Origin of the sequence: Sheuella amnicola (genome assembly GCF_010499255.1) — a bacterium.
Lineage (GTDB): Bacteria > Pseudomonadota > Gammaproteobacteria > Burkholderiales > Burkholderiaceae_B > Zwartia > Zwartia amnicola.
In genome coordinates this window covers 107033-133357 of record NZ_JAAGRN010000007.1, presented here as the reverse complement: position 1 = coordinate 133357, position 26325 = coordinate 107033, and the positions used below count along the sequence as shown (strand labels likewise).

The 26325-nt window shown below is 52.4% G+C and carries 23 protein-coding genes; 5 read left to right on the top strand and 18 right to left on the bottom strand.

Annotated features, from left to right (window positions below):
- Positions 1–80 precede the first annotated feature (80 nt).
- Positions 81–1568 carry an exopolyphosphatase gene (gene ppx / locus G3I67_RS11420; RefSeq protein WP_163655446.1) on the top strand — a complete coding sequence of 496 codons (1488 nt, stop codon included), beginning with the start codon at positions 81–83 and terminating at the stop codon, positions 1566–1568.
- 21 nt (positions 1569–1589) lie between these two features.
- Here ppx and G3I67_RS11415 read toward each other — a convergent pair whose 3' ends face one another.
- The 5 genes from G3I67_RS11415 to G3I67_RS11395 all read right to left on the bottom strand — a co-directional run bounded on the left by G3I67_RS11415 (position 1590) and on the right by G3I67_RS11395 (position 7391).
- The gene (locus tag G3I67_RS11415) at positions 1590–2384 is read right to left on the bottom strand and encodes a GNAT family N-acetyltransferase (protein ID WP_163655444.1); all 795 of its coding nucleotides are present in this window, start codon (positions 2382–2384) and stop codon (positions 1590–1592) included.
- Between the two features lie 117 nt (positions 2385–2501).
- Complete coding sequence (gene glmM / locus G3I67_RS11410) at positions 2502–3848, bottom strand: phosphoglucosamine mutase (RefSeq protein WP_163655442.1); 1347 nt, start codon at positions 3846–3848, stop codon at positions 2502–2504.
- On the bottom strand, positions 3841–4689 hold the full coding sequence (folP, locus tag G3I67_RS11405) for a dihydropteroate synthase (RefSeq protein ID WP_163655440.1): 849 nt from the start codon (positions 4687–4689) through the stop codon (positions 3841–3843). The genes glmM and folP overlap by 8 nt, the downstream gene beginning before the upstream one ends.
- A 21-nt stretch (positions 4690–4710) precedes the next feature.
- On the bottom strand, positions 4711–6603 hold the full coding sequence (gene ftsH, locus G3I67_RS11400) for an ATP-dependent zinc metalloprotease FtsH (protein WP_163655438.1): 1893 nt from the start codon (positions 6601–6603) through the stop codon (positions 4711–4713).
- A gap of 149 nt (positions 6604–6752) precedes the next feature.
- Complete coding sequence (locus G3I67_RS11395; RefSeq protein WP_163655436.1) at positions 6753–7391, bottom strand: RlmE family RNA methyltransferase; 639 nt, start codon at positions 7389–7391, stop codon at positions 6753–6755.
- Between the two features lie 18 nt (positions 7392–7409).
- Between G3I67_RS11395 and G3I67_RS11390 the strand changes: the two genes are divergently transcribed.
- Positions 7410–8015, top strand: coding sequence for a YhbY family RNA-binding protein (locus G3I67_RS11390; protein ID WP_163655434.1), 606 nt, complete (start codon positions 7410–7412; stop codon positions 8013–8015).
- Between the two features lie 2 nt (positions 8016–8017).
- Here G3I67_RS11390 and greA read toward each other — a convergent pair whose 3' ends face one another.
- From greA to G3I67_RS11365, 5 genes are all read right to left on the bottom strand, one after another.
- Positions 8018–8494 carry a transcription elongation factor GreA gene (gene greA, locus G3I67_RS11385; protein WP_163655431.1) on the bottom strand — a complete coding sequence of 159 codons (477 nt, stop codon included), beginning with the start codon at positions 8492–8494 and terminating at the stop codon, positions 8018–8020.
- Positions 8495–8638: 144 nt separating this feature from the next.
- Positions 8639–9349 carry an ABC transporter ATP-binding protein gene (locus G3I67_RS11380; protein WP_163655429.1) on the bottom strand — a complete coding sequence of 237 codons (711 nt, stop codon included), beginning with the start codon at positions 9347–9349 and terminating at the stop codon, positions 8639–8641.
- Positions 9339–10127 (bottom strand): ABC transporter ATP-binding protein, encoded by a 789-nt coding sequence (locus G3I67_RS11375; RefSeq protein ID WP_163655427.1) that lies wholly within the window; start codon positions 10125–10127, stop codon positions 9339–9341. The genes G3I67_RS11380 and G3I67_RS11375 overlap by 11 nt, the downstream gene beginning before the upstream one ends.
- Positions 10124–12013 carry an ABC transporter permease gene (locus G3I67_RS11370; protein WP_163655425.1) on the bottom strand — a complete coding sequence of 630 codons (1890 nt, stop codon included), beginning with the start codon at positions 12011–12013 and terminating at the stop codon, positions 10124–10126. The genes G3I67_RS11375 and G3I67_RS11370 overlap by 4 nt, the downstream gene beginning before the upstream one ends.
- A 12-nt stretch (positions 12014–12025) precedes the next feature.
- Complete coding sequence (locus G3I67_RS11365) at positions 12026–13213, bottom strand: ABC transporter substrate-binding protein (protein WP_163655423.1); 1188 nt, start codon at positions 13211–13213, stop codon at positions 12026–12028.
- Positions 13214–13526: 313 nt separating this feature from the next.
- On the opposite strand from G3I67_RS11365, the gene G3I67_RS11360 reads away from it, so the two are divergent.
- On the top strand, positions 13527–14303 hold the full coding sequence (locus G3I67_RS11360) for a ferredoxin--NADP reductase (RefSeq protein ID WP_163655421.1): 777 nt from the start codon (positions 13527–13529) through the stop codon (positions 14301–14303).
- A 44-nt stretch (positions 14304–14347) separates the two neighbouring features.
- Positions 14348–14995 (top strand): histidine phosphatase family protein, encoded by a 648-nt coding sequence (locus tag G3I67_RS11355; protein ID WP_163655419.1) that lies wholly within the window; start codon positions 14348–14350, stop codon positions 14993–14995.
- Between the two features lie 16 nt (positions 14996–15011).
- Here G3I67_RS11355 and G3I67_RS11350 read toward each other — a convergent pair whose 3' ends face one another.
- From G3I67_RS11350 to carA, 5 genes are all read right to left on the bottom strand, one after another.
- Positions 15012–15773 carry an SDR family oxidoreductase gene (locus G3I67_RS11350; RefSeq protein WP_163655416.1) on the bottom strand — a complete coding sequence of 254 codons (762 nt, stop codon included), beginning with the start codon at positions 15771–15773 and terminating at the stop codon, positions 15012–15014.
- Complete coding sequence (locus G3I67_RS11345; protein WP_163655545.1) at positions 15773–16714, bottom strand: Bug family tripartite tricarboxylate transporter substrate binding protein; 942 nt, start codon at positions 16712–16714, stop codon at positions 15773–15775. Before G3I67_RS11345 ends, G3I67_RS11350 begins: the two co-directional genes overlap by 1 nt.
- A gap of 87 nt (positions 16715–16801) precedes the next feature.
- The gene (locus tag G3I67_RS11340) at positions 16802–17980 is read right to left on the bottom strand and encodes a CaiB/BaiF CoA transferase family protein (RefSeq protein WP_163655414.1); all 1179 of its coding nucleotides are present in this window, start codon (positions 17978–17980) and stop codon (positions 16802–16804) included.
- A 32-nt stretch (positions 17981–18012) separates the two neighbouring features.
- A complete protein-coding gene (gene carB / locus G3I67_RS11335) occupies positions 18013–21255 on the bottom strand; it encodes a carbamoyl-phosphate synthase large subunit (RefSeq protein ID WP_163655412.1) in 3243 nt (1080 codons plus the stop codon).
- Between the two features lie 9 nt (positions 21256–21264).
- Positions 21265–22434 (bottom strand): glutamine-hydrolyzing carbamoyl-phosphate synthase small subunit, encoded by a 1170-nt coding sequence (carA, locus tag G3I67_RS11330; RefSeq protein WP_163655410.1) that lies wholly within the window; start codon positions 22432–22434, stop codon positions 21265–21267.
- Positions 22435–22485: 51 nt separating this feature from the next.
- On the opposite strand from carA, the gene tal reads away from it, so the two are divergent.
- Positions 22486–23445 carry a transaldolase gene (gene tal / locus G3I67_RS11325; protein WP_163655408.1) on the top strand — a complete coding sequence of 320 codons (960 nt, stop codon included), beginning with the start codon at positions 22486–22488 and terminating at the stop codon, positions 23443–23445.
- A 9-nt stretch (positions 23446–23454) separates the two neighbouring features.
- Here tal and recR read toward each other — a convergent pair whose 3' ends face one another.
- Genes recR through dnaX form a run of 3 tightly spaced genes read right to left on the bottom strand, consistent with a single transcriptional unit; the run spans position 23455 to position 26312 of the window.
- On the bottom strand, positions 23455–24063 hold the full coding sequence (gene recR, locus G3I67_RS11320) for a recombination mediator RecR (RefSeq protein WP_163655405.1): 609 nt from the start codon (positions 24061–24063) through the stop codon (positions 23455–23457).
- Positions 24063–24389 (bottom strand): YbaB/EbfC family nucleoid-associated protein, encoded by a 327-nt coding sequence (locus tag G3I67_RS11315; protein WP_163655403.1) that lies wholly within the window; start codon positions 24387–24389, stop codon positions 24063–24065. The genes recR and G3I67_RS11315 overlap by 1 nt, the downstream gene beginning before the upstream one ends.
- Positions 24390–24431: 42 nt before the next feature.
- On the bottom strand, positions 24432–26312 hold the full coding sequence (gene dnaX / locus G3I67_RS11310; RefSeq protein WP_163655401.1) for a DNA polymerase III subunit gamma/tau: 1881 nt from the start codon (positions 26310–26312) through the stop codon (positions 24432–24434).
- Positions 26313–26325 lie beyond the last annotated feature (13 nt).

Genomic DNA, 26325 nt, shown 5'->3' with positions numbered 1-26325 from the left:
TCTTGTACTCTACTCAGATGACAGATATATAACAAGATACCCTTTTATAATAGGCTCCATCGTATTTTTGGTTGCACAGCATGGAACACCTTCTGGCCGCAGTCGATTTAGGCTCAAATAGTTTTAGGCTATCTATCGGGCGGGTTGCCGAACAAAACGGAGCAAAGCATATCTATCAAATCGACCGGATGAAGGAAACCGTTCGATTGGCGGCGGGTCTGGATGCAGCCAAGATGCTTAACGAAGAATCCATCTCCCGTTGCGTCGAAGTATTGAAATTATTTGGCGATAGACTGCGCAGCTTTCATCCTGACCGCGTGCGTGCGGTTGCAACCAATACATTTCGAGTTGCGCGTAACGTGGCCGATTTTCTTCCGCGTGCAGAAGAAGCGCTTGGTTTTCCGATCGAAGTCATCGCCGGGCGCGAAGAAGCTCGTCTCATTTATGCGGGTGTCAGCCATACCTTGCCGATCAATGCCGAAAAACGTCTGGTGATCGATATCGGAGGCGGCTCGACCGAGGTCATCATCGGCAAGGGGGATGACCCTATACTGCTTTCATCTCTTTACATGGGTTGCGTCAGCTACAGCCGCCAGTTTTTTCCGAATGGCGTGATCGACGCTCAATCCATGAAAATGGCGGAAGTCGCCGCGCGCCGTGAAATCGAAGTCATCACCAAGCCATATCGCAAACAAGGCTGGGACACGGCTATCGGATCATCCGGAACTGCAAAAGCACTCTATGCCATTCTGACCGAAGGGGGCCTGTCTAAAGATGGCATCACCCGCGAAGGGCTGGAAAGACTCAAAACGAAACTGATTCGCGCGGGCAAAGTCGTGCCTCATGATTTGCCCGGAATCAAGCTTGAGCGGGCAGACGTTCTGACCGGTGGACTCGCCATCATGAGCGCGTTTTTCGATGAAATGGGCGTCGACGTCATGAAACCCGGTGATGGCGCGCTGAGACTTGGTGTACTCGTCGATTTGGCCGGTCGCGAAGAAGAGCACGATCGCCGGGACGAGTCCGTCAAAGCGTTCATGAAACGCTACCACGTGGATCCCCGCCAGGCGTTACGCGTCAAAAAGTGCGCCCTCAGCCTGTACGACAGTATCTATCCTGATAAAAAAGCTTTGGATGAAATGCGACACGCCCTCAGTTGGGCTGCCGATTTGCACGAAGTTGGCATGTCGATTGCCCTGAACGGCTACCACAAGCACAGCGCCTACATTCTAAATAATGCGGACATGCCGGGCTTCTCCAGAGTCGACCAATCCCAGCTCGGCTTGTTGACACTGGTACATACCGGAAAACTCGGAAAGGCCCAGGCTTTGGTCAAGACGCGCGACCAGTGGCTTCTTATCCTGTGCTTGCGACTTGCAGTCTTGCTGTGTCGTCGTCGAGTCGATATAGCGAAGCTGCCCTTAACCGTTGCAGTCAAGGGCAATTCGATCGTCACGCGTGTTGACAAGAAGTGGCTGGCCACACATCCTTTGACGGACTTCTCACTTCACAACGAGGAATCAGAATGGAGCAAAGTGGGATTCGACTTCGAACTGATTCCGGTCTGAACCGAATGATCGGAATCACTCTCAACTCTGGTTAGTCAATTTGTCAAAGCCGAAATGACGGCGATATCGGCTACCCATATTGCTCACCGACAATAGCATCGGAAAATCAGCTGTATTGAAATCGGGATCCCATGCGGGCTCACCGCATATTCTCGCCCCCAGCTTCAGATAACCATTCAACAGAGCCGGCATCTCCGCCGGCAGGTCGCTATCTAACATTTCGACCGGATATTTATGCAATGGAACAACTTTCGCTTTCGTCGTATGCAAAGTCTTTTCACGTACCTCGCGCCACACGCGCGCAGCAGTGACGCCATCATCGCGCAAGCTCACGCTGGCACAACCGAAAATGTGCTCGTAACGTCCTTGCTTGAGAATTTCCGCCAGTCCACTCCACAGCATCATCAGAACGCCGCCTTTTCTATATTCTGGATCGATACAGGCGCGACCGAACTCCACTAGATTCTGACGAATATCGCCCAACCCATCCAAATTAAACTCCTGCTCTGAGTAGTAACCACCAGCTTGCTTTGCCTGCAAGGGAGTCAAAACACGATATGTTCCGACAATGCGATCAGAGCCAAGTTCACGAACCATCAGATGCTCGCACCAAGGGTCGAAATCATCACGATCGATTCCTTCGGAAGCATCGCCAATCATCGCACCGTACTCGGTGCTGAACACATCAAAACGAAGCCGTTGGATAGACTCGATTTCTTCGGATGTTCGGGCCAACCCAACAACCAAGCCACCCTGAGCCTCACTGGCATTCGGAATGGTAAAAAAACTGGATGTACTGCGTACGAGTTCGAGCATGTCACCGTCCTCCTGTCATGTCGACAGTTTGAACAATCGACATTGCAGGAGGGTGACAGAAAAATGAAGGTTTTATTAAATGAAGTTCGGAAACGCTCTCGATCCGAGGCCGCGGATTTATCGACTCAAATCGACTGCAGTGAGCATCTCTATGCCTCTGTTAGCCAATTCCTGACTCTCGGCTTCAACCATGAGTCTCAACTTAGGCTCCGTACCGGAAGCGCGTATGAGCACGCGCCCGGAGTCACCCAGCATGGTTTCGACTGCTTGCTGGGCGGACATCAATCCTGCGTGATTTTTCCAATCGACACCTTCGGTTAACGGCACATTGACCATCAGTTGTGGATACATGCGCAGATCGGACAACCATTGCGATAAAGATTCGCCGCTGCGTTTTAAAGCAGCCAGCACTTGAAGGCCAGCGATAATACCGTCACCCGTTGTATGACAGTCCAGACAAAGCAGATGTCCGGAGCTCTCTCCACCGTAAAGCCACCCGCGCTGACGCAACTGCTCCAGCACATAACGATCACCGACTTGAGCGCGCTCGAATCCGATACCCAGCTTTTTGATCTGGCGCTCAAAACCATAATTGGTCATCAAGGTGCCCACTACCCCCTCGACGGGTCCTCTCATCATGCGCTCGCGAACAACGGCATATAAAAGCTCGTCACCGTTATAAACACGACCCTGCGCGTCCACCATCTGAATCCGGTCGGCATCTCCATCCAGTGCTATACCCAAATCCGCGCCCTGTGCCTTCACTTCCTGAGCCAGACTATCCGGATGCAAAGCGCCGACACCTTCATTGATGTTAAAGCCATTGGGTGAAACGCCCACTGCATGCACCTGCGCACCCAGCTCTCTGAACACATGTGGGGCAATATGATACGCGGCACCGTTAGCTGCATCGACGACCAGCTTGAGTCCATCCAAATCCAGATCGGAAGGAAAAGTGCTTTTGCAAAACTCGATGTAGCGCCCGGGGGCATCATCGATACGACGGGCCCGACCAACCTGCTCCGAACTCACGCACTGCATCGGCTCATCCAGTGCGGCTTCAATCGCCTCTTGCGTTGCATCGGGCAACTTCATCCCCTGGGACGAAAAGAACTTGATACCGTTGTCATGATAAGGATTGTGGGATGCGCTAATCACAATCCCTGCTGCAAGGCGCCAAGTCCTTGTCAGATAAGCGACTGCGGGAGTCGGTAACGGTCCGGCCAATAAAACTTCAACGCCAGCAGAGGCGAACCCTGCTTCCAGCGCCGATTCGAGCATATAGCCGCTGATACGGGTATCTTTACCGATTAGTACTGTAGGACGCCCGCGTTTGGTCGAGTGCTCTTTGGCTAATACTTTGCCGGCGGCATATCCTAGCCTTAATGCGAATTCGGCATTGATGACATCGCCACCCACCAGACCGCGCACGCCATCAGTACCGAAATATTTTTTCTTACTCATTGTTATCGCCTCTTTCTTCCACCGCTTGCCAGACATCCAGCGCATCCTTTGTCGCTGCCACATCATGCACACGAATGATCGCCGCACCACGCGCAACACCCGCCAAAGCTGCGGCGATGCTACCGGCCAGCCTTTGATCAACCGATCGGCCGGTGATTGCGCCTATCATCGATTTACGAGAAACACCCAAAAGAACAGGATACGAAAGCTTCACGATTCGATTCAATTCGCGAAGCAACACATAGTTCTGCCGAACCGTCTTGCCGAATCCAAAGCCGGGATCCAGCGTCAATCTATTTTTCTGCACCCCAAGCTCGATCAACTGATGTGCCTGCCCAAGCAAGTATTGCTCGACCTCAGCCACAACGTCTCCGTACTGAGGATTCACTTGCATCGTTCTTGGCTCGCCTTGCATATGCATGATACAGACGCCGCAGTTTGCGTGTTTCGCCACGATGGCTTGAGATCGCGAATCACTGAAGCCGGTCACATCATTAATCATGTCCGCACCGGCATCCAGAACGGCGCGCATCACTTCGGGTTTGCAGGTGTCGACTGATAGCGCCACAGGTTCGTCGCGTAGTGCGCGAACCACCGGGACAACGCGCGCAAGCTCGTCATCAATCGAAACAGCGCTAGCGCCGGGTCGGGTGGATTCACCACCGATATCGATCATATCGGCGCCTTCTTTTATCAAGGCATGCGCATGATCGATTGCACTCTGCACGGTCGCATGTTCACCACCATCCGAAAAGGAATCCGGCGTGACATTCACGATGCCCATTAAAAGCGGGCGCTTGAGCATGAACTCGAAGCGCCCGCATAACCACTTATCCGACATTCAGGTCAAACCCCGGAGCGATCAGACTGCAGCAGCCGTGTCGCTGGAAGTCGCACCCGGAGCGGTTCCGGTAGGCGTATCCGAAGAGTCGGAGGGACCTTGCGGAACTTTGGGAGGACGTGGAGGACGCCCCTCGATAATGTCGTTGATCTGATCCGAATCGATTGTTTCCCATTCAAGCAACGCTTTAGTCATAATTTCGACTTTGTCACGCTGAGCTTCGAGAATCGAACGTGCCACCGCATACTGCTCATCGATGATTTTGCGAATCTGGGCGTCGACTTTTTGCAGGGTCGCCTCGGACATGTTTGTCGTCTTGGTGACGCTACGACCCAAAAACACTTCGCCTTCGTTTTCGGCATAAACCATTGGACCAAGCTCGGTCGTCATGCCATAACGGGTCACAATGTCACGGGCAATGGCGGTCGCGCGTTCAAAATCGTTTGAAGCACCTGTAGTCATCTGATTCATGAACAGTTCTTCAGCGATACGTCCACCAAACAACACGGCAATCGTGCAAAGCAAGCGCTCTTTGTCCATGCTGTAGCGATCACCTTCGGGCAACTGCATGGTCACGCCAAGAGCACGCCCGCGGGGGATGATCGTGACCTTATGTACAGGATCGGTCTTGGGCAACATGCGTGCAACAATCGCATGACCCGACTCATGGTAGGCCGTATTGCGACGTTCTTCTTCGGGCATCACGATCGAGCGACGCTCTGCACCCATGATGATCTTGTCCTTAGCTTTTTCGAAGTCGGACATGTCGACAGTGCGACCATTACGGCGCGCCGCGAACAATGCTGCTTCGTTGACCAGGTTTGCCAGATCGGCGCCCGAAAAGCCGGGGCAACCACGCGCCAACACATGTGCATCGACGTTTTGGGCAATCGGAACCTTACGCATGTGCACTTTGAGGATCTGCTCACGACCACGAATATCGGGAAGCGGCACCACTACCTGACGATCAAAGCGGCCTGGGCGCAACAGCGCCGGATCAAGCACGTCCGGACGGTTTGTCGCAGCGATCACGATAACGCCTACACCCGACTCGAAGCCATCCATCTCGACCAGCATCTGGTTCAGAGTCTGCTCACGTTCGTCATTGCCACCACCCAAGCCTGCACCGCGTTGACGACCAACCGCATCGATTTCATCAATGAAGATAATGCAAGGGGAATGCTTCTTTGCGTTTTCGAACATGTCGCGCACTCGCGCGGCACCGACACCAACGAACATTTCGACGAAGTCGGAACCCGAAATGCTGAAGAACGGAACCTTGGCTTCTCCGGCAATCGCTTTGGCGAGCAATGTTTTACCGGTACCGGGCGAACCCACCATCAGCACGCCTCGGGGGATGCGACCACCGAGCTTCTGAAATTTGCTTGGATCACGAAGAAAATCGACGAGTTCCTGCACATCCTCTTTTGCCTCATCGCATCCGGCCACATCCGCAAACGTGATGGAGTTGCTGCTCTCGTCAAGCATGCGGGCACGGGATTTGCCAAAACTAAACGCCCCGCCCTTGCCACCACCCTGCATCTGGCGCATGAAAAACACCCAAACGCCGATCAGCAACAACATCGGAAACCACGAGACAAAAATACTCATCAGAAACGATGGCTCTTCGCGCGACTTGCCTGACACTTGCACGCCGGCCTTCATCAGATCAGACACCATCCACAAATCGCCCGGGGACGTCAACGTGTAAGAGCGACCAGAATCAGGTGTGACATGCAATACATCGCCCTGGACGTCCACCCGGCGCACTTTGCCGGCTTTGGCGTCGTCCATGAACTGTGTATAGCTCACGCCGTCCTGAGACTGGCTGCGTCCATCGAATTGTTTAAAAACCGTGAACAGCACCAGACCGATCACGATCCAGACCGCAACTTTTGAAAAGGAATTGTTCAAGGCCGATCTCCTGCTTGTAATTCCGACAAGCGATAACCCTATTGGCCTACAGGGAATTTCGCAAATTAGCAATAGCTTGATTCTACCCTTTATCCGAGGGATCACCGAGCGATGCCGGGTTATTCAAGTAACAAACTCTTATCTATCCTTCATTGCCTTTTAAGACCTTTTGCGATCAGGAAAGTTTCGGAAGACCGAGGTCTAGAGGCTTTTGGCTTAAGTTCAACCACTCGCTTGAAATGCCGCTTAAAACTTTCAACAATCTGAGAAAAACCACTTCCATGAAAGGCTTTGACAATCAATGCACCTTCAGGTTTGAGGTGCAAAAGCGAAAATTCAAGAGCCAAATCGCAAATATGTTGAATTCTGGCCGAGTCTGCGCTGCCAACACCGGACAAGTTCGGAGCCATATCGGACATCACCAGGTCAACGGGACATCCTTCCAGAGTCTTATTCATCTGCTCCAGCACCTCATCCTCGGTGAAATCACCCTGAATAAACTCCACCCCGGCAATCGGCTCCATCGGCAAAATATCCATTGCCAGGATTCGGCCATCAATGACCCCCTCTTTTCCGACCAGACGCTCTCTGGCAACCTGAGACCAGCTTCCGGGAGTCGATCCCAGATCCACCACGACATTCCCCTTGCGTAAAAGCTTCTCGGCATCCAGAATTTCAGTCAGTTTGAAGGCGGCACGCGCCCGATAGCCCTTTTGTTGGGCCAACTTTACGAATGGGTCATTAATATGCTGCATGACCCATTCTTTGGAAAATTTGTTTTTAGCCATTACCGTACAATAACCCCTATGACTACTATGGAACTTACCCCTCGCGAGCGCAGCGCGCTTCGTGCCGCAGCCCATCCGTTGCGCCCGGTTGTCCTGATCGGGGATAACGGACTGACAGAGGCCGTGCTCAAAGAAATCGACTTAAACCTTTCCGTCCACGAACTGATCAAGGTTCGCGCGGGTACCGCCGATCGCCAGGCTCGTGATGAAATGCTCGCCACGATTTGCGAAACGCTATCTTGCGCAGCCGTGCATCATCTTGGCAAAATGCTGATTTTGTACCGTTTCGGCTCCAAAGGCACATATCTTAAACCCGAAGCCAAGACTGCGGATCCATCAAAACGCAAGGCAAGTGAACCGCACACGCCCAAAAAACTGGCGGCACAAGGTAAAAAACTTGAAAAGCCGACCCGGCGCACCCGTGCCGAACGCGATGCCCCTATTGAAGAAACCAAAGGCCGGCCAACGGTTTTCAGCTCGGACAGGCCTGCACGGCCAACCACCCGTGCGACCAAAGATCCCGGTCACGGCATACCGAGACGTAGCGCCTTGTCTTTGCGTGCCGGTGCTCGCCGCGGCACACTGGGGGCCACAACGCGTCGTCGGGCCCCGGTCAAGCGTTAACGTCAAATATATTTAACGCTAATCACTTCATACTCGCGCACTCCCGAAGGTGCTTTGACATCTACAACATCACCTTCGTGTTTGCCAATCAAAGAGCGGGCGACCGGACTCGATACCGAAATCAGATTGTGACGAATATCGGCCTCGAGATCACCTACGATTTGATACGTCACTTTTTCGCCAGTTTCCAGATCCTCGATTTCGACTGTAGCGCCAAAAACAACACGACCGTCGGCATCAATTGAAGTCGGATCAATCAACTGGGCATTCGAAAGCGTGCTGTCGAGCTCTGCGATACGACCTTCAATAAAGCCCTGACGTTCGCGAGCAGCATCGTATTCGGCGTTTTCAGACAAGTCGCCTTGGGCGCGCGCCTCGGCGATCGCATTAATCACGGCAGGACGTTCGACATGCTTGAGTCGATGTAATTCAGCTTGCAAACGCTCGGCCCCGCGCACAGTAAGAGGAAGAGTGGACATGATTATTTCCCAAAAAAAGCAAAACCCCGGCTCGGGTCGGAACCGGGGCAGAGACTAGAAGTCTCTATTGTGAGCAATCTTGCAAGCAATTGCAAGTTCACTCTGATTTGCGCTTAGGTTCGAATGCAGTTGAAGGGAGCGAGACTATGCAAAATCGCTGGAAATATCGGACATCGAACCAGCAGAAATAATTTCACCTTTCTCAAGAACATAGCCACGATCACAGACTAGCCCGGCAAAAGGCAGATTTTGCTCGGAAAGCAAAATACTCACACCTTGTTTCTTGAGGCTCAAGACCATTTGAACCATTTGCTCCACAATCACAGGTGCCACCCCTTCAGATGGCTCATCCAAAAGAAGAAGTAAAGGGTTACCCATGAGTGTGCGCGCTACGCTCAACATTTGTTGCTCTCCGCCACTCATCCGCCCACCCGGTCTTGTCGGCATCTTTTCAAGATTCGGAAATAATTCAAACAATTTTTCCTTATCCCAGAATGGTGCTACTGAACCATCGGGCCAAAACCTTTGAGGCTGACGCCCCACTTCCAGATTTTCAAGCACTGTCAGATCCGTGAATATTCGACGATCCTCAGGTACATAACCCAGCCCGCAAGCTGCTATTCGGTGCGTTGGCCAGCGGGAAACATCTTGCCCCAGCCAGGACACCTGACCGTTTCGCCGATCAGTCAACCCCATGATTGCCTTGAACAGCGTGGATTTACCCGCGCCATTCGATCCAAGTAAAGCTACAACCTCGCCTCGGTAAATTTGAAGATTCACATTGAACAGAGATTGCGCCGGTCCGTGCCACGCGCACAAATCACTCACAGCGAGAATCGGTTGATTATTCATCACTCACGCCCCGAGCGGTTGCCGATTTCAATCCACTTACGACACCACTGCCGAAATACACTTCCCGCACCAAAGCATTTTCACGCACAGCCTCAGGCGAACCCTGAGCAATCAATCGACCTCGGGCCAAAACAATCATTCGATCAGCATGTGCAAACACAACATCCATACTGTGTTCAGTAAACAGGACTGCGATGTTGCGCTCAGTGGCCAGTCGACGCGTCAAAATCATTAGATCACTCCGCTCCCTGGATGCCATGCCGGCGGTGGGTTCATCCATCAGCAACAAAGCCGGATCATTACTTAACGCAATCGCGAGTTCCACACGCTTATTGTCGCTATAGGCCAATTCATGACAAGCCCGATCGGCCTGATCGACCATGCCCACTTGCTCAAGCAAGGCCAGCGCACGCCCCCGATATAAACCCGCAGCTGAGCGCAGGAATCCGAATACTTTTCTTTCATGAGACAGCAATGCGATCTGTACATTTTCAACTACGGTCAAGCTGGAAAAGGTGTGCGCGATCTGAAAGGTTCGACCCACTCCAAGACGCCAGATTCCTCTGGTCGATCGACCAATCAATTCATTTTTCAGCAAACGGATCGAGCCTTGATCGGCGCGAATCTGTCCATTGATCATATTGAAAAGGGTAGACTTTCCGGCACCGTTCGGACCGATCAACGCCAGCATCTCTCCGGCCTTTAATTCGAAGCTGACATCATCCACAGCCCGGACGCCTCCAAAAAATTTGGAGACATGCTCAACAATCAGAAGGCTCATGAGTCGCCCCGTGCCGCATAATGCCTGAGCGACTTGGCATAACCGGCGATCCCTTGCGGAAACAACAAAACCAGCAACAAAATCAATCCACCCAACAAAGCTCGCCAATACTCCGCATGACGGGCAACGGTATCATGAAGCCAAGTGAAGCCAACCGCCCCCACCACGGGTCCCGACAAGCTCTGGATTCCGCCAAGCAAAACCATGACAAGCGCATCGACTGATTTTCCGACATGCAAACTTTCGGGGGAAATCCCCCCCTTTGAAAATACGTAGAGCGCACCGGCAAGGCCGGCGAATAATCCCGCCAATATGAACGCCACCCATTGCACCGTTTTGACATCGATTCCGATAGCTTCGGCGCGAATGGATGAATCTCGCGCAGCGCGCAAGGCCAGGCCAAATGGAGCGAACAAGATACGCCTCAACAACCAGACGCTTGCACCAACAAACATTAAGGTCAACAAGTAATAGCGATTTTTATCCGACAACCATGTTGACGGCCATATCCCCGTCAGGCCGTTGGAGCCCCCGGTGAAATCATCCCATTGAAAGACAATCGACCAAGTAATCTGGGCAAACGCCAATGTCAGCATAGCCAGATAGACTCCAGTCAATCTCACGCTAAACCAGCCGAAAAGCACTGCCCCTAAAACAGCGGCGATCGGACCAGCCAGTAAAGCGAACTCCATGCTGACGCCTGCCGAGCGCAACATCAACGCGGCGCCATAGGCGCCCAAACCGAAATATGCGGCATGGCCAAAAGAATGCATTCCGCCCGGCCCCATGATGAAATGCAGGCTTGTCGCGAATAAAACCGCGACAAGCAAATCGATTCCCAATACCATCAAATAAGGTGTCGATGCCGTTAGCCATGGCATCGCGAACAGAACAACAAACAACACGCCTACCCAGACTTTGAAGGCAACCCCTGAAGCTCTCAACGCAGGTTCAGGCATTCCTACATTTCTGGTTGCCGCCTGCTCACGCCCCATCAATCCCCAGGGTCGCCATACTAGTACTGCAGCCATCACAAGAAACTCAACGACAAGCGTCAATTTCGAAAACGAAATATCGATACCGAATACATTCACGATACCCAACCAGATGCAGACAGCCTTGATTTCGGAAATCAATAATGAAGCAACGAAAGCGCCGGGAATGGACCCCATCCCTCCCACAACTACAACAACAAAGGCCGCGCCAATCGTTGTCATGTCCATATCCAGATTGGCTGGTTCGCGCGGTAGTTGCAGTGCTCCACCCAGCCCAGCCAATAAGGCACCTAACGCAAATACCCCGGTAAACAACCAGGCCTGATTCACGCCTAGTGCAGCGACCATTGTGCGATCCTGTGTTGCGGCACGAATCAGCGTACCCCACCGCGTCCGTCTCAATAAGATCCAAAGCAGCATTAGTAAAACAGGCCCGATCAGGATCAGAAACAAATCGTATTGAGGAAACCGGCGCCCTAATATTTCGACAGACCCCTTCAATCCGGGCGCACGAGGGCCAAGCAGTTCTTGCGGCCCCCAGATCCACAACACCACATCCTTCAGCACCAGCACCAGGGCAAAGGTCGCCAGCAATTGGAATAATTCGGGAGCGGGATAAACACGTCGCATTAGCGACATTTCAATGACTACGCCAATCAATCCCACGACCAGTGGCGCAAGAAGTAATGCTGGCCAAAAACCCAAAACAGGCTCGAATTGTTTGACCATCGAATAGGCGATGTAAGTGCCCAGCATGAAAAAGGAGCCATGGGCAAAATTGACGATTCGGGTCACGCCAAAAATGAGCGAAAGGCCTGCCGACACCAGAAATAGAGATGACGCTGAGGCCAGTCCGTTAAGTAACTGAACGAGAAAGCCCGAAAGATCCATTTGAGATCAACATCAGTCCTGAGGACGCCATTGCTGCACTTGCTTGTCGCTTGGAAGAAATTTAGCACCGTCCATATAACGGAATCCTTCCATCACCCCTTTGCCGTCAACGTTTTTCGTGCGTCCGACATAACTACCCATCGTGGACTGATGATCCAGCGCACGATAAGTGATGGGGCCAACAGGAGAAGGTAATGTCAACCCTTTGAATGCAGCAATCAATTTTTCGGTATCAGTGCTTTGCGCTTTTTTAATGCCAGCGGCCAAAGACATGATCGCACTGTAGCCAATGATCGAACCTTGTCTTGGATAGTCTTTAAAGCGCTCCTGGTAGGCTTTCACAAAAGCTTGATGTTCGGGAGTCTGAATCCCATACCATGGGTAACCGGTTACAAGCCAGCCATTCGGGGTTTCTTCCTTCAGAGGATCCAGGTATTCAGGCTCGCCGGTCAACAAACTAACCACTTCACGACCTTTGAACAAATCACGGGTATGGCCTTCACGCACGAACTTGGCGAGGTCGGTGGCGAACAATACATTGAAAATCGCATCGGGTTTTGCATCGGCAATCGCCTGAACCACGCTGCCGGCATCCACTTTACCCAGCGCAGGTGCCTGTTCGACGACGAATTCGATATCAGGCTGTGCCTCTTTCATGAGAGCCTTGAAAGTGGCAACCGCCGATTGCCCATATTCGTAATTGGGATAAACGATTGCCCAACGTTTTTTCTTCATGGCGACTGCCTCGGGCACAAGCATCGCGACTTGCATGTAAGTTGAAGTTCTTAGTCTGAACGTATATCGATTGCCGTTTTGCCAGACGATCTTATCGGTCAAAGGCTCGCTTGCGAGAAAAAATACTTTTTTCTGTTTAGCGAAATCCGTCAGGGCAAGGCCAATGTGCGATAAAAACGAACCAGTCAACACATCCACTTTATCGCGGGTGAGTAGTTCTTCCGCCACCCGAACGGCGTCTCCGGGATTCGCATTGTCATCCCGGGTAATCAGCTCGACTTTTTTTCCGTTTAATCCACCGGATGCATTGATCTGCTCGACGGCGAGTTCCATCCCTTTTTTGTAGGGTTCCAGAAAAGCCGGCTGGGCTTTATAGCTGTTGATTTCACCGATTTTGATCGTGCCTTGAGCAAATGCGGAAGATGAAAACAACCCGCCAAAACAAGCCAGAATAGCGGAAGCCATAACAATTCGACGACCACGAAAAAATCCGAAGTTATTCATTTTCAACTTATTCACCTGACGAATACTCAATATTTTTTAACTTTTGCTTCAAATATGCACCGACAAAGTATTTCAAAGAGCATACTCGGGACCAACCGGACAAAAGCGCAATGAAGGATGATCATACACATGATCTAGAGCAAACAATATGCTCAAGCCATTTAGTGGTTGGAAGCTTATAACGTTAAGATTGTTGTTTTCGACCGTCAGACCGCTGTAGCATGACCTGCCGCACGGATTCTCCCTGCCGGCCCCCTCTCGATATTGATTCAAAATGAGTGCTTTTCTAGAAGAACGTGTTTTGTCTGTTCACCACTGGACAGATCGACTTTTCAGCTTCACGACCACCAGGGACTCCGCACTACGGTTTAGTAACGGTCACTTCACCATGATCGGACTGCGCGGTGAAAACGGCAAACCCCTTTTGCGAGCCTATAGCATCGCCAGCGCCAATTACGAGGAGCATCTCGAATTTCTGAGCATCAAGGTACCGGATGGTCCCCTGACCTCGAAATTGCAGCATATCCAAGTAGGTGACACCATTATCGTTGGTCGAAAGCCGACCGGTACGCTGCTGATCGACTATTTACTTCCTGGTAAACGCCTTTACCTGCTTTCGTCCGGAACGGGGCTGGCACCATTTCTCAGTGTGATCCGCGATCCGGAAACGTATGAAAAATTCGAAGAAGTCATCCTTGTGCACGGCGTACGTGAAGTCGCCGAACTTGCGTATCACGACTTCATCACAAAAAACCTGCCCGAACACGAATTTCTCGGTGAAATGATCAGCAAGCAGTTACGCTATTACCCGACTGTGACGAGGGAAGACTTCCACCAGAAAGGCCGAATCACGGATTTGATCGAAAACGGTAAACTCTTTTCCGATTTAGGCGTTCCCGCCCTTGATCGTGAACAGGACCGAATCATGATTTGCGGAAGCCCCGGATTGCTGAGGGACTTGAAAACAATGCTCGAAGCACGTGGATTCAATGAAGGCAATACATCATCTCCCGGTGACTTCGTGATTGAGCGAGCTTTTGTAGAACAATGAACCACCCCGGACTTTTTCCGGGGATTAACCGGAAAAAGTAAGGTATGACGGAAATCTGGGTAGTCAGGCACGGGGAAACGCCCTGGAACGTCGAAAGGCGTGTTCAGGGATGGCAAGATACCCCTCTTAATGAAAACGGGATCAATCAAGCCCATGCACTGGGCAGACATTTGGCCCGATTGCATCGCGACGGGCCGTTGATCAATGCGATTTACAGTAGCGATCTCACCCGAGCACACCACACTGCGCAAATCGCCGGCCAGGCAATAGGTTTGACCCCCATCATCGAAAAAGGGGTGCGCGAACGTCATTTCGGCGTCTTGCAAGGCCTTATTTTTCATACCATGGACGAACACCAGCCCGAGGCTGCCAAAATCTGGCGCAGTCGTGATCCGGAAGCCGACCTGCCCGAAGGCGAATCGCTTGGTACTTTTCATCGCCGCGTTGTCAAGGCGCTTGATAACATCGCTGCTAAACACGTCGGTCAACGCGTCATGGTTGTAAGTCATGGCGGAGCGATGGATATTATCTGGCGTCATGCCAGTCAGGTGGATCTCAGGGCTGCGCGACAAACACCGATGCAAAATGCCAGCATCAATCGAATAGAAGTCTCTCCGAATGGATGGCGCATTATCGATTGGGGCGATGTCAGCCATTTATCGCGTGAGTCTGATGATGACGTCACTGCCTAGCTAATGAGAAAGTCATTCAGGAAAGTTTGCGCGGTTTACGGGGAGCATTCACGGCAAGCCTGTCGTACAACCAATCAGGCAAAATGCGCATACATCTTGCGACCCAGCCCATTTGCCAAGGTATGACCTTATATGTTCTCTGCTGATCAATGGCTTTTGCCGCTCGAATCGCGAAGTCTTCCGCGTCCATTAAAAAAGGCATGGCATAAGGATTTTTGGCTGTCATCTCGGTGCGCACATAGCCCGGGGCGATCGTGACAACGCCAACCCCTCTGGGCATGAGTTCGAGGCGCAAGCTTTCGCAATAGGTTGCAACCGAGGCCTTGGACGCGCTGTACGCCCCTGCTCCAGGCAATCCACGCACACCGGCAACGCTGGCTATTCCGACCAGTGTTCCTTTGCGTCTTTCGATCATGCCGGCGATGAAGGGCTCGAAGGTTGCAACCGTAGCCAAAACATTGGTTTCGAAAATCGACTTGAACACTTGGTAGTCATCAGCTATTTCAGTCAACGTGCCCGCACTGATACCCGCACTCGCTATCACGATATCGACATGACCACCGGACTGCGTCAAAAAGTCATTGGCAGCTCGATGAAGCGCATCCCGATCACAAACATCAAGCACGTAGATGCGGTGCTGTCCCGGCAAATCTGCCGCCAGGCGCTCGAGTCGTTCACGACGTCTGGCGACAAGTCCCAACGAGTGACCGATCGATGCGTAATGTCGCGCCAGCGCCTCACCTAAACCGCTACTTGCACCGGTAATGAATACCGCCATTAATTCGCCTTGGCTCCCGACTTGCGGACGATTTCTTCCCATTTCACCGCTTCGGCTGCGTTATAACGGGCAAACTCGGCGGGAGTCGAACCAACAGGCTCAGCCCCCATGCCTGCATATTGTTCGATCACATTTTGTTTCTTCAGAGCCGTGGATGCAGCTTGAGATAATTTTTCGACAATGGCTGCGGGAGTGCCCTTTGGCGCCCAGTATCCATACCAGGTTGCTATATCGAAACCGGGATAACCGGACTCGGCTAATGTCGGCAAATCGGGCAGTGCCTGAGCACGCTTGACGGTTGTCACTGCAATGGGACGCAACTTTCCGGATTTGATGAAGGGCATGGCCGATGGCATGGAATCAAACATCAGCTGAATTTGTCCTCCGACCAGGTCAGCCAATGCAGGTGCACTTCCTTTGTAGGGCACGTGTTGCATTTCGATGCCGGCGACACTTTTAAATGACTCTCCGGCCAATTGCTGTGCAGATGCGTTTCCGGCTGATCCGAAATTTAATTTACCCGGATTTTTTTTGCCGAATTCGACCAGATCCTTCACAGTCTTGATCGGGGAAGATACCGGTACAACCAGCACAAGTGGAACAGCTGCCAATTGAGTAATTGGTTCGAAATCTTTCAATGCATCAAACCGCATGTCCGGATAGATATAACTGTTAATGACATGCAGGGATGCATTTGCCAAAAAAGTATAGCCATCGGGCTCTGCACGGGCCACCATTTCGGCACCAATCATCCCACTGGCGCCCGGACGGTTATCGACGACAATGGATTGGCCCAAAGCATTGCTCATTTCAGCCGCAACGACACGCGCGGTCAGATCGGTCGGACCTCCGGGGGGATAAGGAACAACCATCCGGATCTGCTTATTGGGATAGGTGGTTGTTTGCGCGTGCGCAAGAATCGGGGACATCATGGCGGACATCGACACAAAAGTGGCCAATGACCAAACAATCGAGGTCTTTCTAATGCTGTTTTGTTTTTGAATTTTCATCTTGTCTCCATCTACTTTTCAGGCTTGAAGCACAACGCCCTTTTGAATCAGTGTTCGAACCATCTCGTCCGACAGTCCCGCATGTTGCAAAATATGTTCGGAATGTTCGCCGATCACCGGAGCAGATTCAACCGGTCGACGATACGGATGAGTCGGCAATCCGATGTAAGGCAACGTCCCTATTCCACCCTGTTCAAGATACTGCGTCATGTTCAGGTGCAAAGACTGTGGATGATTCAAGACGCCTTGATAGTCTCGTACAGGCGCATGCAAAACATCATGTTTTTTAAATAACTCGGACCAATGCTGCGTCGTATTGGTTCGAGTTAATTCACGCAATGCATCATGCAGGATATCCCGATGCGCCATACGCTGAGAATTGTCCATGAAACGGGAATCCGTCAGCCAGTTCGGGCGATCAAGTGCCCGACAAAGTTTAGCGAACTGATCATCATTCAGCACGACAATCGAAATCGCGCCATCAGAAGTGGCAAACACCGCATTGGGAGCACTCACAGCACCGAAACGACGCTTGCCAGCCATGGCTTCTTCTATGAAACAAGGCGCCTGAAAGGCTGCACAGGCTTCAAAGAGACTCACTTGAACGTGTGTGCCAACATGGCGGGCTAAGCGCTGATACAGCGCTGTCGCCGCACCTTGCGCCGCGTACATGCCGGTCACGATATCGGCGGCAAGCACACCAAAACGTCTTGGCACGCCTTGATCGTCCTGATTGGAAAACATCAATCCGCTATCGGCCTGCATCACAGAATCCGTTGCCGGAGCATCTGCGTAAGGACCATCCGGACCGTAACCGCTCACCGAAACATAGACCAGTTCAGGCTTCAGTTTTGACAATGCGTCATAACCAACTCCCATTCTGTCTGCAACTCCCGGACGAAAATTTTGCACGATCACGTCAGCCTGCATGGCGAGATCACGCAATATTTTTTTTCCATCTTCGGTTCGCGCATCAAGTGCCAGCCCTTTTTTTCCGGCATTGAACTGTATGGAAAGCGCGCTTTGTTTACCGCTGGTGACACCAACGAAACGAATCCAGTCACCCGCGGGCGGCTCGACCTTAATGACATCGGCCCCTTGCTGCCAAAGAATATGCGCGCAGTACGGGCCTGCGATGCCTTGGCTGATATCCAAAACACGCAGACCTTGATAGGGAAGAGGGAGATTAGTTGTCATGCTTGCCCTCTTTCGGGAGACTTCGCTAGAGATTAAGCCTGCTTGATTGACCGGTGCAGATCCTGCAGCGCGTAGACCTTGATACCAAGACCTTCGCGCAAATACTGCATACCTTCTACCGCAGCACGCGCACCCGCGATCGTAGTGTAGTAAGTCACCCGTGCAGCTAACGCCTGGGTTCGAATCGCACGCGAGTCTGTAATCGCGTTGCGACGCTCTTCCACTGTGTTGATCACCAGCGACACTTCGCCGTTTTTCAGCATGTCGACAATGTGGGGACGGCCTTCGGCTACTTTATTGACGATCGAAACCGGTATGCCGGCCTGCTCAATCGCAGCAGCAGTACCGCGCGAAGCAACTATCTTGAAACCAAGAGTATGCAATACGCGGGCGACTTCCACCGCCTTCGGTTTATCTTGATTTTTGACGCTTATGAATGCCGTACCGGATTCGGGCAAATTCACGCTCGCTGCCATCTGCGACTTCACGAATGCCTCGCCAAAAGTCACGCCAACGCCCATTACCTCACCCGTAGACTTCATTTCGGGTCCGAGAATCGTGTCAACGCCCGGGAACTTGACGAAAGGAAACACAGCTTCCTTAACGGAGAAGTACTGAGGCACCACTTCATTTTTAATGCCTTGGGCTTCGAATGTCTGACCGGCCATCGCGCGCGCAGCGATTTTGGCAAGCTGCAAGCCCGTGGCTTTCGAAACAAACGGAACGGTTCGCGATGCGCGAGGATTGACCTCAAGCACATACACATCGCCATTTTGCACGGCGAACTGCACGTTCATCAGACCCTTAACGTTCAAGGCGCGAGCCATCAACGCTGTCTGGCGCTTGATTTCTTCAGTCATTTCAGCCGATAACGAGTACGGCGGCAGACAGCATGCCGAATCGCCCGAGTGCACACCGGCCTGTTCGATGTGTTCCATCACGCCACCGATAAAAACGGTCTGCCCATCACAAAGGCAATCGACATCGATTTCAATCGCGTTATTCAAAAAGCGATCGAGCAAAACAGGAGAATCATTGCTGACCTTGACGGCCTCGCGCATGTAGCGCTCCAGATCCGTCTGCTCATGAACGATTTCCATGGCTCGTCCGCCGAGCACATAGCTGGGGCGAACAACGAGGGGATAACCGATTTCCTGGGCATGAGCCAAAGCTTCGCTTTCGGTTCGGGCGGTACGGTTAGGCGGCTGACGCAAATTCAGCTTATTCAGCAGCTTCTGGAAACGCTCACGATCTTCGGCAACGTCAATCGATTCGGGACTTGTGCCGATAATGGGTACGCCATTCGCTTCAAGGGCACGCGCCAGTTTCAAGGGAGTCTGACCGCCATACTGAACGATCATTCCGACGGGTTTTTCGATATGAACGATTTCGAGAACATCTTCAAGCGTCAACGGCTCGAAATACAAACGATCTGAAGTGTCGTAATCGGTCGAAACAGTTTCGGGATTACAGTTGACCATGATGGTTTCATAACCATCCTCGCGCAACGCCAACGCTGCGTGAACGCAACAATAATCGAATTCGATGCCTTGGCCAATCCGGTTCGGGCCACCACCAAGCACAATGATTTTCTTGCGATCGGTAGGTTTGGATTCGCACTCTTCTTCGTAAGTCGAATAAAGATAGGCGGTATTCGTGGCGAATTCCGCAGCACAGGTATCCACGCGCTTGAAAACGGGTCGAACGTTGTACTGATGACGCAACTTACGCACCTCAGCCTCGACCGTGTCGAGCAAGAAGCCCAGGCGACGATCCGAAAAGCCACGACGCTTCAACTGGAATAGTGTTTCTGCATCAAGGTCAGCGAGTGTCCTTTGCTCCAAAGCCAGTTCAATATCGACAATCTCTTTGATCTGCGAAAGGAACCAGGGGTCGATCTTGGTCAGCTGATGCACTTCATCAAGCGTGAAACCTTGAGCGAACGCGTCACCTACATACCAGATACGCTCAGGCCCCGGCTCGCCAAGTTCGACCTGAATCTTTTCCCGATCGGTGGTTTTCTGATTCAAACCATCAACGCCGACTTCCAGACCGCGCAGGGCTTTTTGGAAGGACTCCTGGAAAGTGCGACCAATCGCCATCACTTCGCCAACGGATTTCATTTGCGTCGTCAAGCGCGCATCAGCTGTCGGGAATTTTTCGAAAGCAAAACGCGGTACTTTTGTGACTACGTAGTCGATGGTAGGCTCGAATGAGGCCGGTGTCGCTCCGCCGGTAATTTCGTTCTTGAGTTCATCAAGCGTATAACCGACAGCCAGGCGGGCGGCCACTTTTGCGATCGGAAACCCGGTCGCTTTGGAAGCCAATGCGGATGAACGGGAAACACGAGGATTCATCTCGATCACGATCATGCGTCCGTTGTGCGGATTCAAGGCAAACTGCACGTTTGAACCACCTGTGTCCACACCAATTTCGCGCAAAACGGCGATCGATGCGTTACGCATGATTTGATATTCTTTGTCCGTCAAGGTCTGCGCCGGCGCAACCGTAATCGAATCTCCGGTATGCACGCCCATCGGGTCGAGGTTTTCGATAGAACAGACGATGATGCAATTGTCGGCGGTGTCGCGCACCACCTCCATTTCGAACTCTTTCCAGCCAAGCAAGGACTCTTCAATCAAAAGCTCGCTGGTGGGAGAGGCTTCCAACCCGCGACGGCAAATCGTCTCGAACTCTTCGGCGTTATAAGCAATACCGCCACCACTGCCCCCAAGCGTAAAACTGGGGCGAATCACAGCGGGAAAGCCTGACGTGCCAACCTCGGCGGCGATACGGCGCTGAACCTCCCAGGCCTCTTCAAGCGAATGTGCAACGCCGGACTTAGCCGACTCAAGACCAATCGCCTCCATGGCGACCTTGAACTTCTGACGGTCTTCGGCCTTTTCGATCGCATGCGCATTCGCACCGATTAATTCGACACCAAACTTTTTCAGAACCCCATGCTTGTCCAGATCTAGTGCGCAGTTCAATGCGGTCTGTCCACCCATGGTTGGCAATACGGCATCGGGACGTTCTTTTTCGATGATTTTTTCAACAACCTGCCAGGTGATCGGTTCGATGTACGTGACATCAGCCGTCTCGGGATCGGTCATGATCGTCGCAGGATTGCTATTGACCAAAATGGTTCGGTAACCCTCAGCCTTCAGGGCTTTACAGGCTTGTGCGCCGGAATAGTCGAATTCGCAAGCTTGCCCGATGATGATGGGGCCTGCGCCGATAATGAGAATACTTTTTAGGTCTGTACGCTTTGGCATGGTGACTCTTTATTTTTGACCGGCCATCTGGCTCATGAATTTATCGAACAGCACGACTATGTCGTGCGGGCCAGGACTTGCTTCAGGGTGTCCCTGAAAACAGAATGCGGGGCGATCCGTCAACTCGAATCCCTGCAACGTGCCATCAAACAGCGACACGTGCGTTGCCCTTGCATTTGAAGGCAGCGTGGAGGCATCAACTGCAAAACCATGGTTTTGCGCGGTGATGAATACGCGACCGCTCGAGAGTTCTTGAACGGGATGATTCGACCCGTGGTGACCGGTTTTCATTTTGACGGTTTTGGCACCAACCGCCAAACCCATGATCTGGTGACCGAGACAAATACCGAAGACAGGCAATTTACGGTCGAGAAAGGTTCTCGTGGCCGCAATCGCATAATCGCAGGGGTCGGGATCGCCCGGGCCATTGGAAAGGAAAATGCCGTCCGGATTAAGCTTGAACACTTCTTCTGCGGAAGTCTGCGCTGGAACCACCGTGATATGACAACCACGCTCTGCCAGCAAGCGCAGGATATTGAATTTGACACCGAAGTCATACGCGACGACATGCGGTTTTTTGCTGTCCGTTTTGCCGTAACCTTTGCCTAAAGTCCATGTGGACTGCGTCCAGTTCACGGACTTGGGAGCAGAGACGACTTTAGCGAGATCCTGACCGGTCATTCCCGGAAAACCGCGAGCCAACTCCAGTGCCCGATCCGCATCATCACCAACAAGGATGCAACCGCCTTGAGCGCCGCCCTCGCGCAGAATTCTGGTCAATTTACGCGTATCGATATCGGAAATCGCAACAATACCGTTGGCCTTGAGATAATCCGGCAGTGATTGAGTGGAGCGAAAATTTGACAGGCGCGCCGGACAATTTCGTACGATCAGCCCTGCTGCAAACACTTTTGAAGATTCGATATCTTCGGGGTTAATACCGGTATTACCGATATGCGGGTAAGTCAGTGTCACCATTTGACCGCTATAACTAGGATCAGTAAGGATTTCTTGGTATCCTGTCATGGCCGTGTTGAAAACAACCTCGGCAACGGTATGGCCTGGCGCACCTATGGACAGACCTCTGAAGATCGTTCCGTCCGCCAAGGCTAGAATGGCTGTTTGGGGGCTATTTATGGCACCACCTGCGGTAGCCTCAGGAAATATATTTGGCAGCACGATCAACCCCGGCAATAAAAATCAGTAAGCAAACCTTGGAAGTATAACCCGATGGCCAATCTTCTAGAATCCCTTCGCATTCATACCACCGTCGTCGCCGATACGGGCGACTTCGAGAGCATGAAACTTTACAAACCAACCGATGCGACAACCAACCCGTCGCTCATCCTCAAGGCGGTACAGCAGGATGCATACCGGCCTCTTCTTGAACGTTGCGTAAAAGACTACCCCCTTGCCGACGCCAAAATGCTAGTCGATCGACTGCTTGTGTCGTTCGGACGTGAAATTCTGAATATCGTGCCCGGTCGTGTCTCGACTGAAGTGGATGCGCGCCTGTCGTTTGATACACGCGCAACCATCGAACGCGCTCGCCGGTTGATTTCTCTGTACCGTGCGGCTGGCTTTGATCGCGACAGGGTGCTCATCAAGATTGCCGCCACATGGGAAGGTATCCAGGCCGCGCGTCAACTCGAGTCGGAGGGAATACGTTGCAACCTGACTTTGCTCTTTTCCTTGTCGCAGGCCGTGGCCTGTGCAGATGCCAAAGTCAGGCTGATCTCCCCTTTTGTCGGACGAATCTACGACTGGCATAAAAAACAGCAGGGATCGGCATGGGATGAAGCCGCAAACAGCGGCGAGATGGATCCTGGCGTACTTTCGGTGTCACGTATATACGCCTACTACAAAAAATTCGGCATCCCGACCGAAATCATGGGAGCAAGCTTCCGAAATACAGGGCAAATCCTGGCTTTGGCCGGCTGCGACCTGCTCACCATCAGCCCTGACCTACTCTCGAACCTTGCCGCAACAGAGGGTAATTTAAATGCCCGCCTCAACTCGGCATCAGCTCAGAATAGCGATATCGCCGCAATTGATGCTTCAGAAAAAAACTTCAGATTCATGCTGAACGAAGATGCAATGGCAAGCGAAAAGCTATCGGAGGGGATTCGCGCTTTTGTTGCCGATGCCCGCAAACTCGATCAATTGATTGCGAACTTGCGTCAAAGTTAAGAAAGCTACTCAGGTCGGCCTGCGCTCCATCAACGCCCAGGCGACCGTACCGGCATCCACATACTCGATCTCGCTGCCGGCAGGCACGCCCCGGGCAAGTCGAGTGACTTTCACGCCGCGCGCGCGCAGCGCTTCCGACAGATAATGCGCAGTGGTCTCGCCCTCGGCAGTAAAGTTGGTGGCGAGAATCACTTCCTGAACGACCCCATCACCTGCCCGTTCCAAAACTCTTCGAAAATCCAATTCATCAGGCCCCGTACCCTCAAGTGGTGCAAGCCTGCCCATCAACACGTAATACAGGCCTTGATAGCCGTGTGTGGCCTCGATAGTGTTTTGATCGGCGGGAGTTTCGACTATGCAAAGCAAACTATGATCCCGCTCGGGATGGGCGCACATTGCGCAAATAGCGACTTCGGTGAACCCATTGCACTTTTGGCAATGCTGCAAACGCTCGACCGCATGAGTTAACGCCAAACCAAGCTGTTCGGCGGACTTCAAATCGTGCTGCAACAAATGGTAAGCCATGCGTCGTGCCGTTCGTACTCCAACGCCGGGCAAGCGACGCAACGCTTCGACTAGCTCAAGCAGTGGCTGGGGTTCAGACGAAAGATTTGACATCAGAAAGGCAATTTCATGCCGGGAGGCAGTGGCATACCGGCAGTCACAGCAGCCATTTTTTCGGAGGAAGTTGCCTCCGCCTTACGCAGTGCGTCGTTGAATGCGGCGGCGACAAGATCTTCAAGCATGTCTTTATCGTCGGCCAATAAGCTTGGATCAATAGTGAGCCGCTTGACATCATGGCGGCAAGTCATGGACACCTTAACCAAACCGCCTCCGGCCGCACCTTCGACAATGATCTCGGCAAGCGCGTCCTGCGCTTTTTTCATGTTTTCCTGCATCTGTTGCGCCTGGCGCATCAGACCCGCAATTTGACCTTTCATCATGACTTGAATTCCTGAATGTGATGTTTGAATTAAAGAGAATATTTAAATCTGGACACCGGGGCGAATCGTACCCGGGATCACTTGAGCGCCGAATTCGGCCACAAGCGTTTGAACAAATGGATCGGCATGAACGGATTGTTCAGCGGCTTTCTGCCGCATCTGCTTTTCCGCTTCATCGATGGCATGAGCTGACTGCCCCAATCCCGCAGCGATTTCAAACTGAAACTGAACGGGAAAACCAAAGAACTCGGTCAATACTGTACGAAGCCGATCCGTATGTGGTCCCTCAGTCAGTGCGCGAGTCGGCACGCGAAGCGAGATCACCTTGCCTGCCACCCCTAAGCATTCAGACTGGCGCGCGAGCTGAGAGGCCAAACCCGACAAGGGCAACTTGGCAGCAAACGCAGGCCATGGCTCAGGCAATACGATTGATTCTGACGGTGCATGGGGTACAACTCGCGACGTCGGACCAGGTTCGGGAACTTGATCCGGGACAAAATCGAAGCCATCATCAATCGGCATCGCCATGGACATCTGATCTTGTGAAGAAGCATCATCCAAATCTCTGGCATATGACTCCGGCTCATCCTCCCATGGCGGCGTCACACTTTCGGAAGCCTTTTCAGATATCGGTGCCGTTGGAATCGGTACTGACGGCGTGGGCACAGCCTCAATTCTTGAGGCTTGCACCGGAACGGATTGAGTCGTGGCGGCGGGCTGGGCGAGTGCCTTTAAAGGGATAGAACCGTTCTGTGTCGTTTGCGATTCGACAGGCGTCAATGCAGTGCCCGAGGCAACTGGAGCCGCGCTGGAGGAAATGGGACGAGAGCCAGCCGAGCTGTCCGCATAAACAGACAACATGCGTAAACATGCCATGACAAAACCGGCATATTCATCCGGGGCAATAGAAAGTTCGGAGCGACTGTGCACTGCGACCGTATAAAACAACTGGAGCGCATCAGGATGCAGTGACTGCGAGAGGCGTCTGAGATCCTCAATCATGGGATCCGAATCATCCGCCGCCTGCGCCACTCTCTGCATGATCGCTATCCGCGACAACAAAACAGCAAGATCTCCCAAGGCGGCTCTATAAGACAGGCCTCTAGTCGATAATTCGTCGGCGACTTCCAGCACAGCACTTGCCTGACCTGAGTGCAATGCATCAATCAGTCGTATCAAGTGGCGTTGATCAATCGTGCCCAACATCCCGCGAACAGCTTCTTCAGTCAAATTGCCGGCGCTGTAGGCAATCGCCTGGTCCGTCAATGACAGGGCATCACGCATCGAACCCTGTGCCGCTTGCCCTAGCATGCGCAATGCAGGCACTTCAAAAGGAATATGTTCCTGATTCAATACGGATTGAAGATGCCCGACAATCGAATCGCCCGCCATCTGTTTCAGGTTGAACTGCAGACAGCGAGAAAGCACCGTCACGGGAATTTTTTGCGGGTCGGTCGTAGCCAGAATAAACTTGACGTGGGGTGGCGGTTCTTCGAGCGTTTTGAGCATAGCATTAAAGGCATGCCCGGTAAGCATATGAACTTCGTCGATCATATAGACCTTGAAACGACCGGCGCTAGGCGAATAGACAGCCTGCTCAAGCAACTGGGTCATTTCTTCAACACCACGATTGGATGCGGCATCGAGCTCAAGGTAATCGACGAAACGACCGGCATCAATCTCGGTACAGGCCTGACACACGCCGCAAGGTGTGGCGGTGATACCGGTTTCGCAGTTCAAGGATTTGGCGAGTATGCGAGACAGTGTCGTCTTGCCTACGCCACGCGTACCCGTGAAAAGCCAGGCATGATGCAATCGCTGTGTAGTTAAGGCATGAGTCAGGGCGCGGACAACGTGGTCTTGTCCCACCAGGGTATCAAACGAACGGGGACGCCATTTGCGCGCAAGAACCAGATAAGTCATGGACGTATGAACC

Coding starts and splice junctions, on each gene's coding strand:
- ppx (WP_163655446.1), top strand. CDS start 81: ATGGAACACCTTCTGGCCGCAGTCGATTTAGGCTCAAATAGTTTTAGG.
- G3I67_RS11415 (WP_163655444.1), bottom strand. CDS start 2,384: ATGCTCGAACTCGTACGCAGTACATCCAGTTTTTTTACCATTCCGAAT.
- glmM (WP_163655442.1), bottom strand. CDS start 3,848: ATGAGTAAGAAAAAATATTTCGGTACTGATGGCGTGCGCGGTCTGGTG.
- folP (WP_163655440.1), bottom strand. CDS start 4,689: ATGTCGGATAAGTGGTTATGCGGGCGCTTCGAGTTCATGCTCAAGCGC.
- G3I67_RS11395 (WP_163655436.1), bottom strand. CDS start 7,391: ATGGCTAAAAACAAATTTTCCAAAGAATGGGTCATGCAGCATATTAAT.
- G3I67_RS11390 (WP_163655434.1), top strand. CDS start 7,410: ATGACTACTATGGAACTTACCCCTCGCGAGCGCAGCGCGCTTCGTGCC.
- greA (WP_163655431.1), bottom strand. CDS start 8,494: ATGTCCACTCTTCCTCTTACTGTGCGCGGGGCCGAGCGTTTGCAAGCT.
- G3I67_RS11375 (WP_163655427.1), bottom strand. CDS start 10,127: ATGAGCCTTCTGATTGTTGAGCATGTCTCCAAATTTTTTGGAGGCGTC.
- G3I67_RS11370 (WP_163655425.1), bottom strand. CDS start 12,013: ATGGATCTTTCGGGCTTTCTCGTTCAGTTACTTAACGGACTGGCCTCA.
- G3I67_RS11365 (WP_163655423.1), bottom strand. CDS start 13,213: ATGGCTTCCGCTATTCTGGCTTGTTTTGGCGGGTTGTTTTCATCTTCC.
- G3I67_RS11360 (WP_163655421.1), top strand. CDS start 13,527: ATGAGTGCTTTTCTAGAAGAACGTGTTTTGTCTGTTCACCACTGGACA.
- G3I67_RS11355 (WP_163655419.1), top strand. CDS start 14,348: ATGACGGAAATCTGGGTAGTCAGGCACGGGGAAACGCCCTGGAACGTC.
- G3I67_RS11350 (WP_163655416.1), bottom strand. CDS start 15,773: ATGGCGGTATTCATTACCGGTGCAAGTAGCGGTTTAGGTGAGGCGCTG.
- G3I67_RS11345 (WP_163655545.1), bottom strand. CDS start 16,714: ATGTCCGCCATGATGTCCCCGATTCTTGCGCACGCGCAAACAACCACC.
- G3I67_RS11340 (WP_163655414.1), bottom strand. CDS start 17,980: ATGACAACTAATCTCCCTCTTCCCTATCAAGGTCTGCGTGTTTTGGAT.
- carB (WP_163655412.1), bottom strand. CDS start 21,255: ATGCCAAAGCGTACAGACCTAAAAAGTATTCTCATTATCGGCGCAGGC.
- tal (WP_163655408.1), top strand. CDS start 22,486: ATGGCCAATCTTCTAGAATCCCTTCGCATTCATACCACCGTCGTCGCC.
- recR (WP_163655405.1), bottom strand. CDS start 24,063: ATGTCAAATCTTTCGTCTGAACCCCAGCCACTGCTTGAGCTAGTCGAA.
- G3I67_RS11315 (WP_163655403.1), bottom strand. CDS start 24,389: ATGATGAAAGGTCAAATTGCGGGTCTGATGCGCCAGGCGCAACAGATG.
- dnaX (WP_163655401.1), bottom strand. CDS start 26,312: ATGACTTATCTGGTTCTTGCGCGCAAATGGCGTCCCCGTTCGTTTGAT.